Source organism: Helicobacter suis HS1, assembly GCF_026000295.1.
Classification (GTDB): Bacteria; Campylobacterota; Campylobacteria; order Campylobacterales; family Helicobacteraceae; genus Helicobacter; species Helicobacter suis.
On sequence record NZ_AP026769.1, the window covers coordinates 600,317 to 616,232 of the forward strand.

At 40.3% G+C, this 15,916-nt stretch carries 16 protein-coding genes and 3 pseudogenes; 13 read left to right on the forward strand and 6 right to left on the reverse strand.

Going from position 1 to position 15,916, the window contains the following annotated elements:
* From rocF to OO773_RS03325, 3 genes and pseudogenes are all read left to right on the forward strand, one after another.
* Positions 1-946: pseudogene (gene rocF, locus OO773_RS03315) on the forward strand (arginase).
* Positions 943-2,217, forward strand: a complete 1,275-nt coding sequence (locus tag OO773_RS03320; protein ID WP_232048819.1) for a hypothetical protein — start codon at positions 943-945, stop codon at positions 2,215-2,217. Before rocF ends, OO773_RS03320 begins: the two are co-directional and overlap by 4 nt.
* Before the next feature lie 11 nt (positions 2,218-2,228).
* The gene (locus OO773_RS03325) at positions 2,229-3,374 is read left to right on the forward strand and encodes an alanine dehydrogenase (protein ID WP_178137342.1); all 1,146 of its coding nucleotides are present in this window, start codon (positions 2,229-2,231) and stop codon (positions 3,372-3,374) included.
* A gap of 118 nt (positions 3,375-3,492) precedes the next feature.
* Here the strand turns inward: OO773_RS03325 and OO773_RS03330 are convergent, their stop codons facing one another.
* Positions 3,493-3,834, reverse strand: a complete 342-nt coding sequence (locus tag OO773_RS03330) for a cupin domain-containing protein (protein WP_006564017.1) — start codon at positions 3,832-3,834, stop codon at positions 3,493-3,495.
* A 97-nt stretch (positions 3,835-3,931) separates the two neighbouring features.
* On the opposite strand from OO773_RS03330, the gene OO773_RS03335 reads away from it, so the two are divergent.
* Positions 3,932-5,119, forward strand: a complete 1,188-nt coding sequence (locus OO773_RS03335; protein ID WP_006564016.1) for an epoxyqueuosine reductase QueH — start codon at positions 3,932-3,934, stop codon at positions 5,117-5,119.
* Positions 5,120-5,125: 6 nt separating this feature from the next.
* Here OO773_RS03335 and OO773_RS03340 read toward each other — a convergent pair whose 3' ends face one another.
* Entirely contained in the window at positions 5,126-5,587 is a 462-nt protein-coding gene (locus tag OO773_RS03340) for a nitroreductase family protein (protein WP_233424241.1), read from the reverse strand.
* A gap of 383 nt (positions 5,588-5,970) precedes the next feature.
* Here OO773_RS03340 and OO773_RS03345 point away from each other — a divergent pair, with 383 nt between their 5' ends.
* The 3 genes from OO773_RS03345 (at position 5,971) to OO773_RS03355 (ending at position 8,799) form a co-directional block, all read left to right on the forward strand.
* Positions 5,971-6,288: a hypothetical protein gene (locus tag OO773_RS03345; protein WP_232048821.1), complete on the forward strand. Its 318-nt coding sequence runs from the start codon at positions 5,971-5,973 to the stop codon at positions 6,286-6,288.
* Between the two features lie 261 nt (positions 6,289-6,549).
* Positions 6,550-7,047 (forward strand): glycosyltransferase, encoded by a 498-nt coding sequence (locus OO773_RS03350; protein ID WP_332057410.1) that lies wholly within the window; start codon positions 6,550-6,552, stop codon positions 7,045-7,047.
* Positions 7,048-7,920: 873 nt separating this feature from the next.
* Positions 7,921-8,799 (forward strand): glycosyltransferase family 8 protein, encoded by an 879-nt coding sequence (locus OO773_RS03355; protein WP_064429951.1) that lies wholly within the window; start codon positions 7,921-7,923, stop codon positions 8,797-8,799.
* Between the two features lie 22 nt (positions 8,800-8,821).
* On the opposite strand, the gene OO773_RS03360 is transcribed toward OO773_RS03355, so the two are convergent.
* Positions 8,822-8,944 (reverse strand): hypothetical protein, encoded by a 123-nt coding sequence (locus tag OO773_RS03360; RefSeq protein WP_256623990.1) that lies wholly within the window; start codon positions 8,942-8,944, stop codon positions 8,822-8,824.
* A gap of 333 nt (positions 8,945-9,277) precedes the next feature.
* Between OO773_RS03360 and OO773_RS03365 the strand changes: the two are divergent.
* The 6 genes and pseudogenes from OO773_RS03365 (at position 9,278) to OO773_RS03390 (ending at position 15,063) form a co-directional block, all read left to right on the forward strand.
* A pseudogene (locus OO773_RS03365) lies at positions 9,278-11,584 on the forward strand (TonB-dependent receptor family protein).
* A 191-nt stretch (positions 11,585-11,775) separates the two neighbouring features.
* A pseudogene (locus OO773_RS03370) lies at positions 11,776-11,886 on the forward strand (PBECR3 domain-containing polyvalent protein); the annotation flags it as partial.
* A gap of 26 nt (positions 11,887-11,912) precedes the next feature.
* Positions 11,913-12,746, forward strand: a complete 834-nt coding sequence (locus OO773_RS03375; protein ID WP_040499300.1) for a structural protein — start codon at positions 11,913-11,915, stop codon at positions 12,744-12,746.
* Positions 12,638-13,555 (forward strand): polymorphic toxin type 50 domain-containing protein, encoded by a 918-nt coding sequence (locus tag OO773_RS03380; RefSeq protein ID WP_176486180.1) that lies wholly within the window; start codon positions 12,638-12,640, stop codon positions 13,553-13,555. The genes OO773_RS03375 and OO773_RS03380 overlap by 109 nt, the downstream gene beginning before the upstream one ends.
* Entirely contained in the window at positions 13,542-13,832 is a 291-nt protein-coding gene (locus OO773_RS03385) for a hypothetical protein (protein WP_034376076.1), read from the forward strand. The genes OO773_RS03380 and OO773_RS03385 overlap by 14 nt, the downstream gene beginning before the upstream one ends.
* Positions 13,833-13,896: 64 nt before the next feature.
* Positions 13,897-15,063 carry a hypothetical protein gene (locus OO773_RS03390; RefSeq protein WP_040499302.1) on the forward strand — a complete coding sequence of 389 codons (1,167 nt, stop codon included), beginning with the start codon at positions 13,897-13,899 and terminating at the stop codon, positions 15,061-15,063.
* On the opposite strand, the gene OO773_RS03395 is transcribed toward OO773_RS03390, so the two are convergent.
* The 3 genes from OO773_RS03395 to OO773_RS03405 are packed head-to-tail and all read right to left on the reverse strand — an operon-like array spanning position 15,060 to position 15,642.
* Positions 15,060-15,227 (reverse strand): hypothetical protein, encoded by a 168-nt coding sequence (locus OO773_RS03395; protein WP_158650254.1) that lies wholly within the window; start codon positions 15,225-15,227, stop codon positions 15,060-15,062. The two genes, OO773_RS03390 and OO773_RS03395, sit on opposite strands and share 4 nt — an antisense overlap.
* Before the next feature lie 23 nt (positions 15,228-15,250).
* Entirely contained in the window at positions 15,251-15,415 is a 165-nt protein-coding gene (locus OO773_RS03400; protein ID WP_155729027.1) for a hypothetical protein, read from the reverse strand.
* A 14-nt stretch (positions 15,416-15,429) separates the two neighbouring features.
* Entirely contained in the window at positions 15,430-15,642 is a 213-nt protein-coding gene (locus OO773_RS03405) for a phage portal protein family protein (RefSeq protein ID WP_050780236.1), read from the reverse strand.
* Between the last annotated feature and the right edge of the window lie 274 nt (positions 15,643-15,916).

Genomic DNA, 15,916 nt, shown 5'->3' on the forward strand with positions numbered 1-15,916 from the left:
ATGCAACATCATTTTATTTTAGTGGCCTTAAATGCTGAAATGGGAGGCGCCAAACAAGGCAGTAATACAGGTGTAGAGCGTTTAAAAAAAGCGTTACTTCAAAAATACCCACAAATGGAAACAATCACCATTGGGCAAGAGGAATGCACTCTAAACACCTTTTTTAAATATGCTGAGCATTTTGAGGATTATTATTGCTTTTGTAAATTTTTATTAATCCCGGGTCTACAGGAGGTGTTTAAAAAGCAATGCTTCTCATTAATTTTAAGTTCAGAACATGCTAATGCCTTTGGTATTATCCAAGCTTTGCGCAGCACGCATCCGCAAAAAAAACTAGGAATCTTATACTTAGACGCCCACGCAGATATCCATACCGCTTATGATAGCCATTCAAGACATATCCATGGCATGCCCCTTGGTATGGTGCTTAATCATGTCCATAGTGGCCCCAATCCTTTAAACCAACAAGAACAAGAATATTGGCAAAAACTCTGTGCTTTGGGCATGCAAGATGGCGTATTAGCTTTTGATCCTAAACATTTGGTCTATTTTGGTGTGCGCAGTACAGAGCTAAGCGAGAGAAATGTGATTAAAGAATGCGCGATTCCTCTTTTTAGTGTAGATGCGATCCGTGCGGATATGAAGTGTACTAGAGCAAAGCCAAGCCTTATTAAAAGGGGTGGATATTCTCTATTTAAGCCTAGATGTTGATATTTTAGATGGGAAGCTTTTTAGTTCTACAGGTGTACGCGAAAATAATGGATTGCAACCCTCAGAGCTATTAGCACTTTTGGAAGGGCTTTTACAGACCTTTAAAACGCGTTTAGCAGCCGCAGAGATTACAGAGTATAACCCTGAGTTATACACAGGTGAAGGAGAAGATGAAAAGGTGGTTTTAAAATTAGCCCAAAGTGTTTTAAATCATTTCAATAAGGAATTTGCATGACTCGTAGAAAATTTATCCTCACTAGTTGTGGTGTAAGCTTATGCCTTTTAGCGCCATTAGAAGGGAGTATACAGCCTATTAAGGCAATGGGTATTGTAGAAGTGTTTGCAGATGGGGCGCATTTAAGCGCTGTAGTGGTGGCTTATGATAAGCCTCTTTCTGGTGTAATTGCAACTGCTTTTAAAGTGGAGGGGCGCACGATTCAAAAAGTCTATCTGCGCCAAAGCCCCACCAAAGGAGAGGCAACTGTTAAAGGAAAGTTTGTGATTTTAGAACTCTCTTTAGACGATGCGCAGATTGATTTAAAAGAGGAAGTGGCGCTCAAGCAGAAAAAAGGCGCGCCTAAGCAGGTAGATAAACCCCGCTTTAAGGCCGGTGAACCCTCAGGGCATAATCTCATGTTTAAAACCCCCAAAGCCCATGTTGATATTCTTAATTCCCCCTCTCTTGAAATTTCTTCTATTTACTACCCTATAGTAGAAGATTTTATTGCCCAAGATTTTTACGATGAAACCAACCACCAAAATCTCCACTACAATCTTTTTATCCCTAAAGATATTGGCAAAAAACATCTCCCCCTTGTACTTTTTATCCACGATGCCGGATCCATTAGTACTTTTGTAAAAGCCACGCTTTTACAAGGCTTAGGCGCGGTGATCTTTGCCCACCCTAAAGAACAAATCAAGCGGCCATGTTTTGTTTTAGCCCCCCAGTATGATACGGTGATTGTTGATGACGATTCTAAAGCCTCGCCCCTATTAGACACAACTATCCATCTAATCCAAAGTTTGAGTAAAAAATACCCCATCGATCTTAAACGCCTTTATACCACCGGCCAGTCTATGGGGTGCATGGCCTCTATTGCGATGTTAATTAAATACCCTAATTTCTTTGCAGGGGCTTTTTTAGTGGCAGGACAATGGAAAGCCTCGCTGTGTGCGCCTTTAGTTAAAGATAAACTTTTTATTATGGTTTCAGCAGATGATCCGGGGGCTTATCCGGGGGAAAATGCCATTGTTGCGTTTTTAGAACAAAAGGGGGCTAAAATTGCTAAAGGTGTGTGGAATGGGGCGTGGCAGGCTAAGCAATTTAAAGAAGCTTATGAAAAACTAAGCGATCAAAAGGCCACTATCCGGTATGTTGTGTTTTCTAAAGGGAGTGTATTATCCCCTACAGACACAAATAAAGGCAGTGCACACCGCAATACTTGGAAGATTGCCTATAGCATTGAGCCTATCCGTGAGTGGCTATTTGAACAAGTTTTAGCATAGGGAGAATTTTAATGCAAAGCATTGGTTTAGTCAAAGAAAGCATGGATTTAGAATCTAGGGTGGGTTTAATCCCTCAAGATGTAGCTTTCTTGACTCATTATGTCAGTGTGTTAGTTGAAGAGGGTGCGGGGCTGATGAGCGGGTATAGCAATGAGGATTATGCTAGAGCAGGGGCAACTATTATCTCTCATAAAAAGGCTTGGGAGCAAGGTATCGTAGTCAAATGCAAAGAACCCTTAGAACATGAATACTCTCTTTTACAAGAAGGGGCTACCCTTTTTAGTTTTTTAGATTTGGCCTATAATAAATCTCTAGCTTCCATGCTAGTAGAGAAAAAAATTCTCTCAATTTGTACAGAAACCATTGCCGGGCCAAAAAACAATTACCCGATGCTTTTACCCATGAGTGTGATAGCAGGCCAACTAGCCGCCCATTTAATTCAACATTATTTATTAGGGCTAGAACATTTACCCGGAGTTTTTGGTAAAGGGATTTTATTAGGGGGGCTTGTAGGGCAGATGCGGGCTAAAGTGGTGGTGGTAGGCGGTGGTGTGGTGGGTTTAGAAGCAGCCAAAGCACTAAGTTTATTAGGGGCTAGGGTAGTGGTGCTTGAATTAGATTATGCTAAATTACAAAACCACCCCTATACTTTTGCCCACCATCTAGAAATTTTAGGAATCAATGAGGAGAATATTGAGCGCGCATTAGAAGGGGCTGTAGGGTTAGTTGGTGCGGTACTCATCACAAGCACTAGTACACCTAAAGTTATTTTAAAACGGCATTTACAGAAAATGCAAAAAGGCGGAGTGGTGGTAGATGTGGCTTGTGATTTAGGCGGGTGTGTGGAGAGTATCCACCAAACCAGCCACTCTAACCCTCTCTATCTAGCTGAAGGATTATTACACTATGGCGTGCCTAATATGCCCGGAGTGGTGGCTAGAAGTAGTTCGGTTGCCTATAGCCATGCAAGTTTGCCCTATTTGGTTTACTTTTTAGAACATGGCCTAAAAGAATTTTTGAAAGCCAATACTAAAACTGTTGCCAACACCTCAGGGGGATTAAGCGCTTATGAAGGGTATTTAACACAAGAAAATATCGCTAAAAGTTTTGATCTGCCCTATAAAAGCGTAACAGAAATTTTGGAGGCACTAACTTAAAATTACATGGGCGTACTAGACACGATCTTACTAGTGTTTTTAGTGTGTGTTTTAATAGGTGGAGTGGGTTATTATATTTACATGGTATTAAAAAAATAACCCCTAAACTCCAAAAGCGCTAGGCGTTATTTAGAGCCACATCTAGCACTCTTTGAACGCTATCTATCTTGCTTAAACTCAAGTTTAAAACACTATCTTCTAACCCCCCAAGACTATGGGCTATGTTAGCATCTAAGCTAATACAATCCCCGGTTTCTAAAGTGTGCTTTTGCCCATCTACTTCAAACCAAATCCGCCCTTGTAGTACCCGTACTTTAATCGCTCCGGGCGCTTGGTGTTTGCGCATTTCTTCTGCTCTGGGCATACAAATGCGAATTTCAATACCGCTATCTGTTTCTAAAAGCTTTTCAATGTGTAAACTATCAAATTTAACACCTTGTAAAAAATGTAAAACTTGCATAACTCCCCTTTAGTTTAAGATTTCATTTTAAGCCAAATAAACGGGCAGATTGTAAGAGATTTAGTATAATGCTCTTTAAATGACTATGGATATAAAAATGAGTGATTTAAACACTACAAAGGTTGATACCCCAACCTCTATATTTGTACATATTTGTTGTTCTGTAGATAGCCACTATTTTTTACAAGAATTAAGAAAGCTTTACCCTAATATTCCTTTAACAGGCTTTTTTTATAACCCTAATATCCACCCCTTTACAGAGTATCAGCTACGACTCCAAGATGTCAAGCGTTCTTGTAAAATGCTAGATATTTCCCTAATAGAGGGTGATTATACTTTAGACTCATGGTTAAAAGCGACTAAGGGGTTAGAACAAGAGAAAGAAAAAGGGGCTCGGTGTAGTATCTGTTTTGATGTGCGTTTAGAAACTAGTGCACAAATGGCGCTTATGCTAGGTAAGCAGCATTTTAGTACAACTCTTCTCTCCTCTCCTATGAAAGAACAAGAAGTTTTAAAAACACAGGGGGAGTTGATTGGAAAAAGATATGGCCTAGAGTTTGTTTATTTAAATGTCCGCGCTAAGGGAGGTGTTACTAAGCAAAATACATTAGCAAAACAAGATAAACTGTATCGCCAAAATTACTGCGGGTGTTATTTTGCCCTTAATGATCAAAGGGAAGCGCAAAACAAACCATGTATAGAATTAATCAGCTTTTTAGATCGCCAAATCCACCCAGCTAGTATAACCCACCGCCTAGAACTTTTCAAACAACGCGCTATTTTAGAAGAAAAACAACAAAATTATGAACTTTTACAACAAAGTTTGCAGACCTATTTACTTTGTAGGGGTTTAGTTAAGATCCATGATAAGACACTTCCTAGCCATATTCTAAAACACTCTATGGAAAAGAAAGTTACTATTAAAGATCTACAGATTCAAAGGATTTCTTTAAAACCCACCTTAGGCGAAAAAATATGTAGCCAACAATACCATTTTGATCTAAAGCCTCAAAATATGGAATTAGGTTTTAGTGTGAAAGATGAAACTTTATTTTTAGATACAAAGGGTACTAGTACTCTACTAAATACACCACACAAACCGCTAAAGGCTCTTAAACTAAGCTACGATCAAGAGCTTTATATCCGCGAAAAACTAGTTGGCACAGAAAGTATCCAGCCTATTATTATTGTAGAAGACTTGCGCCTTCTCCAATCTCCAATTTCTGTAGAGATTGTAGCCCAATTCTTCACACATAAAAACTTCTATCTAGTACAAACCCCCTAAAAAGATCTATAGATACCTAATCGCACTCCCTTTCTCTTTGCGTGCTTTGATCGTGGTGGGCATGGCAGCTTTACCTAGAGCAACTAAACAGGCAATATTAGGCGGATTGATATAGGCATTAAGGACTTCATGGATTTTTTCAGCCTCAAATCCCCCCATAATACAAGAATCCACACCCATTAAAGTCGCTGCTAAAGTCATCTGGCCCACAGCGATATAGCATTGCTCTTTCATGTAAGCTTCAATCAAAACTTGTTCGTTGCGTAGGCGATCTTTTAATAAAGTCTGTACACCCTGAGCCACTCTTTGGCGGTATTCTTGAGTAAAAAATTGATTCAGATAATCAGCAGTGAGCGCGCCAGCATGCATATAACCCACCACCACTAAAGCCGCACAGGTTTGTACCACTTTCGTGTTGAAATAGACAAAGGGTAAAATTTGCTCTTTGCGCGCACCTTGAAGTACGATAAATTCCCAAGGCTGGGTGTTATAAGAACTAGGCGCTAGCCTTAAAGCGAATAATCTGGATCAAATTTTTTACAGGCAAAACGGCGGTGTAAAACGGTGTTAAGTTCATTAGGGCTAAGTTCAAACTGCATCTAACCATCCTTTGATTTTATTTTAATCCCCAGAGGCTTTAGCTTGATAGGCTCGCAGTATAGCACCAAAAGATTAATAAAGTTTAGCCCAACTTGTAGGCCTAGATTAGATAGTGGCAAAATAGTGGTTACTAGACTTAAGGGGCAAGCATGCTAAAATGGGCGTCTTTTTGAATTATAGTAAAGGGTTACAATTTTGATTAAGCGGGGGATTTTTAACAGATTCTTTAAAACTCTTAAAACATGCTTGGCATGAAAGTTTTACATCTTAATGCTACCCTTACAGGTGGCGCAGCACAGGCAGCTTTGCGTTTACATTATGCGCTTTTAAAAAAGGGAGTGGATAGCTATGTGTGGTTACAAGACTTGCAAGGAGGCGTACTGAGTGATCGCATATTAGGCCCGCGCACGCGTTTAGCCAAAGCTCTAAGCCTGATGCGCCCCTATTTAGATAAAGCGCCGGTGTTGCTCTACCCTAAACGCAAAAAAGGTACTTTTAACTTGGGTTGGTTGCCCTTTAGCCCTGTTTTGTCTATGATTAAAAAGATTAATCCAGATATTATGCACTAATAGCCCCTTTGGACTAGATTTAGCTACTTTAGGTTTTTGGATGAAACAAAGAGCCTATGCAAAAATCTCGTAATTAGTCATCGTGGGGGTGAGCAACTGGATTTCTCAGCGTGCACAAAAAAGCGCTTTATTGCAGGATGAACAATACTTTATTGTAGGCAATCCCATAGACACACAGATTTATAAACCCATGAACAAAGAATTTTACCGCCAGTTACTGGGTTAAACACTTCTAAAAAGCTAGTAGGTTTTGGGGCAAATATAACAGATCCAATTAAAGGCTATGATCTTTTAGAGCAGGCTTTAGAAAAACTTAATCCCCATTTAGAGGTAGAATTTGTGATTTTTGGATCGCAATTCTTAAAAATATCCCTTCTTCCCTTTAAGACTCACTTTTTAGGGCGTTTGAGTGATGCAACTAGTTTAGTTGCGCTTTATAATGCTCTAGATGTTACATTAGCACCTAGCCGTCAGGAAAATCTCTCTAATATTGTTATGGAAAGTCTTGCTTGTTGCACCCCTGTGGTGGCTTTTGTTGTAGGAGGGCTTTTAGATTTAATCACCCACCAAGAAAATGGCTATTTAGCACGCCCTTTTGAGATTGAGGATTTAAAAGCGGGAATAGAATGGGTACTGACTACTCAAGATTATACTAGGCTTTGTGAGCATGCCCGTAACTCTGTATTAGATCGTTTCAGCGAACATGTGATCGCACGGCAAATGTTAAATTTATACAAAGAGATTTTACATAAAATATAAGTGTTTGGATGCGCGCTTTAGCACCACAAAAAGACTTTACAAATAACCCTCCAAATTAGAGGAAAGCCAACATACGCGCCTTATTACCTACCATTCTGCTATTCAAGGAAACTTAAGAGTAGCGAAGTATTTTAAGCAAAGTAGCCCTAAGTATCCTCTTATTAGTATCCTCATAGCAACACTTAATAGCCAAGAATTTTTAGAATCGACTCTTCTAAAGTATCTTTAGTCAGAATTATGAAAATGTAGAGTGTTTAGTAATTGATGGGGTTCAACAGATGATACTTTAGAAATTTTAAAGCATTATAACAATTGTATAGACTACTTTATTAGCCAAAAGGATAAAGGCATTACAGAGGCGTTTAATAAGGGGAGCGTGTCTAGAAGACTAGCAGATTGGGAGTTTATTTAGTGTGATGATAATAAGCAGGCGTATTTAAAACTCTTTGGCAGAAATCCCACTCGTCTTTAGCGGGTGGGATGAATGCCACTAATTTGTGGTATAATGTCCCCATACATTCGTATCTACGGCAGGAAGTGTCGGAAGTTACGCCTTTGGAGATATGATGTGTGAGACCTGTAGGGAATGCGTTGGAGCTCAAACTCTGTAAAATCCCTACTATAGGGACACAGAGTGAGAACCAAACTCTCCCTACGGGCAACATCAGCCTAGGAAGCCCAAATGTCTTTAGCATTTGGGCACTTCACAAGTGCTTTGCGATGAGATTTTTTGAAGAGAGAATTTTGTAGAAAACATCGTTTGGCTTAAGGACAACGCACAAAAACGATGTATCAGCGTTGCAAAAAAACTATTCATAATGTTTTAGCTTAAAGTGTGTTTGTGTTAAAATAGGCGCTTTTAAAGGAAACTTAATGATCACCATTCCTATCGTGATGGCTTTTGATTTGAATTATTATGTTGCTGGGGGAGTGGCTATGTATTCTCTACTCATGCACGCTGCACAAGAAAGAAAAGGGGAGCCCCTGTTTTATAAAATCCACCTGCTAATACAAGGTCTGGATTTTTCCCACCAACAAGAACTGGTGAAAATTGCTGCCCCTTTTGCTGATTTTTCTGCGATTATCTTTCACGATATTGACGAAAAGCGATCAGGGTTTGGAAAATTCTTTGAGCAAAATACCACCCCTCTTCTCCCCTATTTGCGCCCTGCACTCTTAAAGCGCTTTTCAAGTCTAGTTCTCTACCGCCTTTTTTTAAGTTCTCTCTTTCCTGAGTATGACAAAATTATAGCCTGCGATGTGGATATGCTCTTTGAGCGCGATATAAGCCCTGCTTACTTTGCCTTTGACACAGACGAGCCCTATTATCTTGCAGCCGTTAGGGAAAATTGGCATAAGAACGTAGAACATTTAGAAGAAACTTATAGGAATACTGCTAAAGACTTGGGTGCTGGATCAGATATTAATTCTAGGGCAGATATGGAGGCGCTTTTTTGTTGTTGTATTAATGTTGGCTTTATTGTGGCTAATCTTAAAAAGTGGCGCGAAGATGACTTAGAGAGCCGTATGATTGCAATTTTTAAAGAAAAGGGGTCTAAACTTGTTGCCTTTGAACAAGAAGTGATCAATCTTGCCTGCCTAGGGCAAATTTTAGAATTGCCCCGTATTTATAACTATGTAGCAGATGTTTTTAACGACTATTCTGAAATACAAACCCCTGTGGTGTGGCATTTTTTGGGCCATAAGCCATGGAAAGTTTATAGGGGGGGGGGGGACAGAGATTCGCTTTAAGCGATGGATGCGTGTTTTCCTTCTAGCTTTTATCTCCTCTGAGAAGTTCATGATCCATGCTCTTATAACTCACTCCTCCAAGGAGTTCACGGATAGTTTTATAACTCATAGGGAGTTCATGGATGTTCTTATAACTCACTTTCAAAATAACCGCTTCGATCTCTCTTCACTTGAGATCAAAATACAAGGCTTTATTTAGAAAATACAATAACACCTAAGAGTACCGCCGAAGTGATCAAAGAGGCTAGAGCTCTAGGATTAAAGGCAGATGAGGCGATCAAGGCCATTAAGCAAAATCACCACCAAAAACAGCTCTACACAATTTCGCAGGCAAAATCCCGGATACTTAACATTCTGAATAATTAAGTTTAGCTTAACAAGCCTTGCAGTATAATCAGAGAAGCTGGTGCTTAAACTTCATTAGAGCTTATGCTTTAACTCTATTATTCTAAATCCCGTTTTTTTTTGTGAGGTGTGCATGCGCAGAGTAACGCTATTTCTCTGCGGCTGCTCTTTACTAATTAGCAGCGCGCAGGCTATTAAAACTAAAACCCTCAAGAAAATACAAACTACAGAGGCCATTCAAGATGAGGACGCTCCTAAGAGCTGGCACAGCAATGGAGTAAAAAATTATTTGGGTAGCCGCACGGTGATCTCTAATAAACAACTCACCCATGAGGCTAACATGAGTATCGAGCAGGCCTTACAAAATGTGCCCGGTATTCATATTAGAAATTTTACAGGTGTGGGGGCTATGCCTAGCTTTTCTATCAGAGGCTTTGGGGGTGGGAGTCCGGGGCATAGTAACACCGAGCTTGTTTTAGTTAATGGGATTCCGATCTATGTTGCGCCCTATGCGCTCATTGGCATTTCTATTTTTCCGGTAACTTTTCAATCTGTTGATCGAATCAGTGTGATTAAAGGGGGCGAAAGCGTACAATATGGCCCTAATGCCTTTGGAGGTGTGATTAATATTATCACTAAGCCTATCCCGGAAAAATGGAGTAACCAAATAGCCCAGAGGGTAACATATTGGGGGCGCTCAAGAAATGGGGGCTTTATTACCCCTACAAGTACACCGCTTAATAAAAGTCTGGGTAATAATTTTTTATATAACACTTATTTAAAGTCAGGGGGCATGTTTAATAAATATGTGGGTGTGATGGCGCAGACTAACTACATCACCGGGCAGGGCTTTAGATACAATAGCCCCACCACCATTCAAAACTACATGCTTGATGGAATCTATCAAATCAACGCCACAAATAAAATCACAGTTTCCTACCAATATTATAAGTATTTCTTAACCGATCCGGGCTCTTTAGGACAGGCAGCTTATGATCAAAATCGCTTCCAAAATGATCGGCCTAATAACACCAAAAGCGGGGATGCTAACCGCTGGAGTGCGGTGTATCAAACTTTATTTGGAGATTCAGATAAAGTAGGCGGGGATTTTACTCTCACTTACTGGGGACATGATATGAGCCGGGATTTCCAAATGGATTCAAACTATTTAAATATCAACACCAACCCGGCTAAGGGGTTAGTTTATACAAATGACAACTACGCCGGGTTTTTTATTGTCAACCACGCTAGACATTTTTTAGTTAACTCTATCACTTGAGGATTATACAAAATACTTAAATTGAAATCTATGAAACAGACAATCAAGGTGGGTATGCGTGTCATGACCAGTGATATTTTACTCCATCCTTTACAATCCACTTGCCAAAACTCAGATATAGTTAATGGCAAGTGTAATATGCCCACCCCCACACCTCTTTTAAAGTCTAGTGAAGAGATGAATAACAATTACACGGCGGCCTATGTGAGCGATAAAATGGAGTTTCTTAATGGCAAATTGATTTTTACGCCCGGGTTGCGCTACACCCGTGTTAATTACAACCAAAAAGTTCCAGAAAAACCGGATTACACCCGAATGCAGACTCTAAAAAGGGAGTTTAATGAATGGAGTCCAGCTGTAAACATTGGGTATAAGCCTATGCAAAATTGGTTATTTTATTTTAACTACCGCAGAAGCTTTATTCCCCCACAAAACCGCATGATCGCCCTGTATTCAAGCAATTACAACCAAATTTTTGATGGGATAGAAGCCGGTTCGCGCTACGGTTATAAAGACTTGCTTAGCTTTAATGCGAGTTATTTTATTACCTTTGCACAGCGCTACTATTCAGGGGGTTATAGCCCGGGGCCGGTCAATGCTAGAAGTCAGGGCGTGGAGTTAGAGCTTTACTATACCCCTATTAGAGGCTTACAATTCCATGTAGCCTATACCTACATTAATGCCGTCGTTACAAATAATGTAATAGATGATACCAACTGGTTTATTGGCATTGTAGATCATCCCTTTAGCATTAAAGGTAAAAAACTTCCCTATGTCAGCCCGGATCAATTTATCTTTGGTGCGATGTATACCTATAGAAATACGACCATTGGGATTAGCAGTTATTTTTATAGCCGCGCTTATTCTTCTGTGCTCAATCAGGCTAAATCAGAAACGGTTTGTTTCCACACTGATCCTGCTAAAACCGGTGGTGTGAGTTTTGGGTGTAACAGTGTGGGGCTTTTGCCTTGGTATTGGTTGTGGAATATCCAAGTAAGCCAGACTTTTTGGCAAAGCGGGCGGCATAAAATTGTGGGCAGTTTACAGGTCAATAATATCTTTAACATGAAATATTATTTTAGAGGCATTGGCACCTCTCCTACGGGCATGGAACCCGGACCCGGGCGCTCAGTAACAGCGTATTTGAGTTATCAGTTTTAAATACCCCCAAGGTGTCCGGCGCACCATTGATCAAAGCGAGATCAAACATGTACTAAAACGGCATGGGGAAGGGGGGATTATGACGCGCGCACATAAACAGCCCCCTATAACTAAAGAGGATATAGCTAAATACCCCAGAGTATGCTGATCAAGCAGACTTTAAAACCTTATCAAAAAATAAGGCGGGCACTGCACTAGTGAGTGCTAAACAGATTAACGGGCACTATGTAGTTGTAGAGCAGTTGCAAAAGGGACAGAATGAATTAGCCTTTAAGACAATGTATTTTGAAAGGGGGATTTAACTAAGAATTCAGCCTTTACCCAGGCAATGCCACAAGAGCACCTTAACCGCCCTAGTTATGAGCTAGGAGTTAAGCAAGCGTCCGGCGCAAAGGTAGAACAGAACTTTATAAGAAACCCCCTTAAAAGTCAAGAGCCTAAACTACTCTCTTACAAACCTGTATCAGAGATATACAAGGAGGCTAAAGCTAAAGGTTTAAGCTATGCGGAGTTTAAAGCACTAAGAGATCAAAATACAAGGCTTTATTTAGAAAATACAATAACACCTAAGAGTACCGCCGAAGTGATCAAAGAGGCTAGAGCTCTAGGATTAAAGGCAGATGAGGCGATCAAGGCCATTAAGCAAAATCAAAAGGCTAGCTTAGCCGGCCTTAAAGAAAATGAAAGACCTATTGCAGTAGGGGAAGCTATTACTATGCAGAAGTTAAATGGCTACTCAAGTAGTATTAGCCTAGATGATACCCATATTTACCCATTAGATTTTGTGGTGGTTAAAACTTCAGATGTTAAGCCTAATATGCAGGCTAAAAGCGGGGTGCAGACCCGCACGCGCGGTAAATTAATGCGCTATGAAAGTGCCCCACCCATTGCGGGCAGTAGCAATGGCGATGGCTGGTATTATGTGTTTCATAGTAGGCACGATAGCGCCGCGCGGCATTTGGCCTTTGATAATGTTTGTCTACCAAGAAAGCACCCCTTTTGGCAGAATCACACCCCGCCACTTGATTGGGGTTGTCGGTGTGAGATTGCCATGTGGTCAGAAAGACAGATCAAGGCCAAAGGAATAGCGGTTACTCAAAATATCCCTACAAGTGGGGGACTGAAGCGGGGGGTTTTGAGCGTGATAATAACAAGTTTTTAGCTAGCTTTTTTAAAAACAAGTTGGCCACTTATGCGGGCAATTCAAAAGCTACTAGCCTACTTAAAGGCGTGTTGCAAAATATCGCTAGCAAAAAGGCGCGGTTTAAATCTCTCTTAAGACTTTCTAAAAATGGAGGTAGTCTCCGTTTTGGTAATTTAGATAGTTTGCCTATCACATTAAAATCTAAAACCCTAAAGGCTAACCCCGCAAATGATCTGTTTGACTTTTTCTTAGCTAAGGAGGTGTTAGATAATCCACTATTAATGGCCACCCATAGAGATACGCGTAAGCTAGTGGGTCAGAAGTTAGGCAGGTGGTATGAGCTTGAGATTCAAGGCACAGAGTTAGTCAGTTTAGATCACTTTAAAGAAGCGCCTGACTTAAAAGAGGGGTTTGAGATTAAGAAATTAGATTTTGATAAGTTAGCGGAGCGCCTCCCTTCTGAAAAGCCTTATCCCTTCACCCAAAGAGTGCTAAATACAATCAAAAGCGCACTATCTTTGTTAAGTTTGAATGATAAACAAGATTGGCATGTATTAGGTAATCCTAATTACAAAGAAGGCCGGAGTTACTACCCAAAAGCCCCGAGTATTGAGGAGGTGAGGGGGGCGATCGCACAATGTAATACCTTAAAAGCCGCGAAGTGTTGGGATAAAAAACTAATTATTGAACATCCGAATTTTGAGGGAATCGTTATGCCATTTGGCGGGGTCAAAGAAAAAACAAAGACAAATTTTAGTAAGGTACACTTCAGTAAAAGAGGCATTCACATTGTGCCGTTTATCAAGGGCGAGCGTGATAAAACTTGAGGATTATACAAAATACTTAAATTGGTTTGTTAGAGTTACCTTAATTAATGATCAAGTTATCTATGAAGGCACTACTATTGAAGGCCTTTTTGACGGGTACGATTTTGCGGCATGTAGTGGTGATGAAGGGGGCGATAGCTTAACAATTGACATGTACGGCTGGGGTTATGATCTGTATGTCTCTGATATTGAAAAAATAGAGCCACTCCACAAGGCTAGCAAAGAAACCCTTCAAGCCTATCACAAAATCAATTATCCCACCACGCCACTTGATTAATCTAATTAGCGCATTTTCCGCTCAACTCCCAAGATAAAATCCATTCAAAAAAGCAAGGCACAAAATGGGTTTTTCTAAAGCTTTACAAAAACTAAATGACCGCATTAGCGGGCTTAATGTTATGCGGGGGCGGCTTATTAAGTTTGTTAATCCCACTCAAGCGGATACACAAACCACACAAGTGGGCAACATTAGCGCGCCCACTCAAGTGGGCACACAAACCGCCCCTAAAGTGGAATTAAGCGATCAACAAAAACAAGAGCGGCTTGACTTGATTAATAGGCTAATCCGTACTAATAAAATCACAAACGAGGATTTAGCCCCGCTAGGTTTGCATTTTGAAAATACCGCGCCCTTTAATGGCAAAGTTTGGAATCAAGAGAACTTGATGTTAACAAGTGCTTTTAAGGATTATTTAAAGGGGCTTGATTCTATTAGTGCTTTAGCCATTTGCTATGAGGCCATGAAAAGCGCACAATTTAGAAAAATGGATTGTTCGCTAATTTTAGGGGATAGTGAGGGTAGCGGCCTTACCTCCTTTTATTATCGCTATGTGTTAGGTTTAGGGCAAGTCTATTGCCAACAGATTAAAGCTAGCGAAAATATTAATAAAATTTTATACGCGCTTGTTTCTGGCGCAACTCAATACATGTTAGTAGCCGCAAATGCCCCCACTGATAACACAGAGGCGCAAAATGAGTTAAGAGCGCGCATGCAATCCCTGCAAGAGGCTTTTAATGATTTTTATCGCGATTTTAGCGATGATACCTATACTTTAGCCTATTCTTTAGTTTTTGCTAGCAGAAGTTTAGAGCTTAAACTACCTGAACCACTCACAATGGAACACGCGCTAAGATTAAGACGCAATATGCGGCCTGATTGTTATAGCGTTGTGCCGCGCATTGTCGGGGGCTTTAGCCCGCGTGTGTTAATGGCGTTGTATGTGGCGTATGCTGTTGGCTGTTTCACACTAGAACAATTAAGGCGCGAACTCCCCCCGCGTGATCAAATTGATAACATGCCTAGTCAAGTCCAAATGTATAATGGCCAAATTGTCAACACCCAAAATCAAGATGAACTAAACGGCTTATACCAACTTTTGGGCACAGATAGCCCGGTGATTGAAACCATAGAAATAACGCCAGAAATTAAAAACGCGCTCAGTGGCTTTTATAATTTTATTCAAAAGCCCGCTATCAGTATAGATTTTTCTAATATAGATATGCGCTAAAGCGCCGCGCCTATTTGATCTAAAAGTTCGCTAATTTCGGCCTCATTAACGCCTAAATCTAGGGCGGAGAGCTCTCCCGTGCTAGTTTTTTCAATCGTATTTGTTTGTGTGTTAACTTGCATTGATTGCCCATTTAATGGCGCTTCAATGCGCGTTAAAGGCACTTTAAAAGCCTTTTGAAGCGCATTTAATCCACCTCCACCCCCATATCATAAAGCGCTTTATAGACTTGTACTTGTCTTGCCTCATCAATTTCGGTATTGGTGTCTAAACTTAGGCTAAAGTCTGGCACATCATCAAAATACAAAGTGAAAGCCTCCGCTAGCGCCTCATTAATGCCCTCTAATAACATTTTGCTATCAAACTCTAAGAGATAGCGGGGGTGTTTTCATGGACATTTCCTAAAGCCTGAGTGCCTTTATTTACCGCATTACTAGCTAGCACCTGACCGCTAATAACCTTACTAATACATTCATCACAATATCTTAAGAATTCTAAAAACGCGCCTTGATCTACATTACCATTTAGTAGCTCTAAAATATCATCTTTGCTAAAAATGCCAATGGAGGCCGCGCGCAAGTTTTTCCAAATTGTCTAACAAATGGTGGCATTCACTCTACCTACTAAAGACAAATGGAATTTTTGCTAAAGATAGTTAAATTTTAACCGCTTTAAAGTTAATTTATCATATTGATGTTTGTAGGGTTTATAGTTGCAAGGGTAGTTAAAAATGGAAAAACGGGGCTTATATGGGGTTTTGGACGAACTGGGAAAAGAAGTTTAACGATCTTTTAATAGAGTATAACAATCTCCTTAAACAACATGAAAAGCTTGAGAGAGAACTTACAGAGCT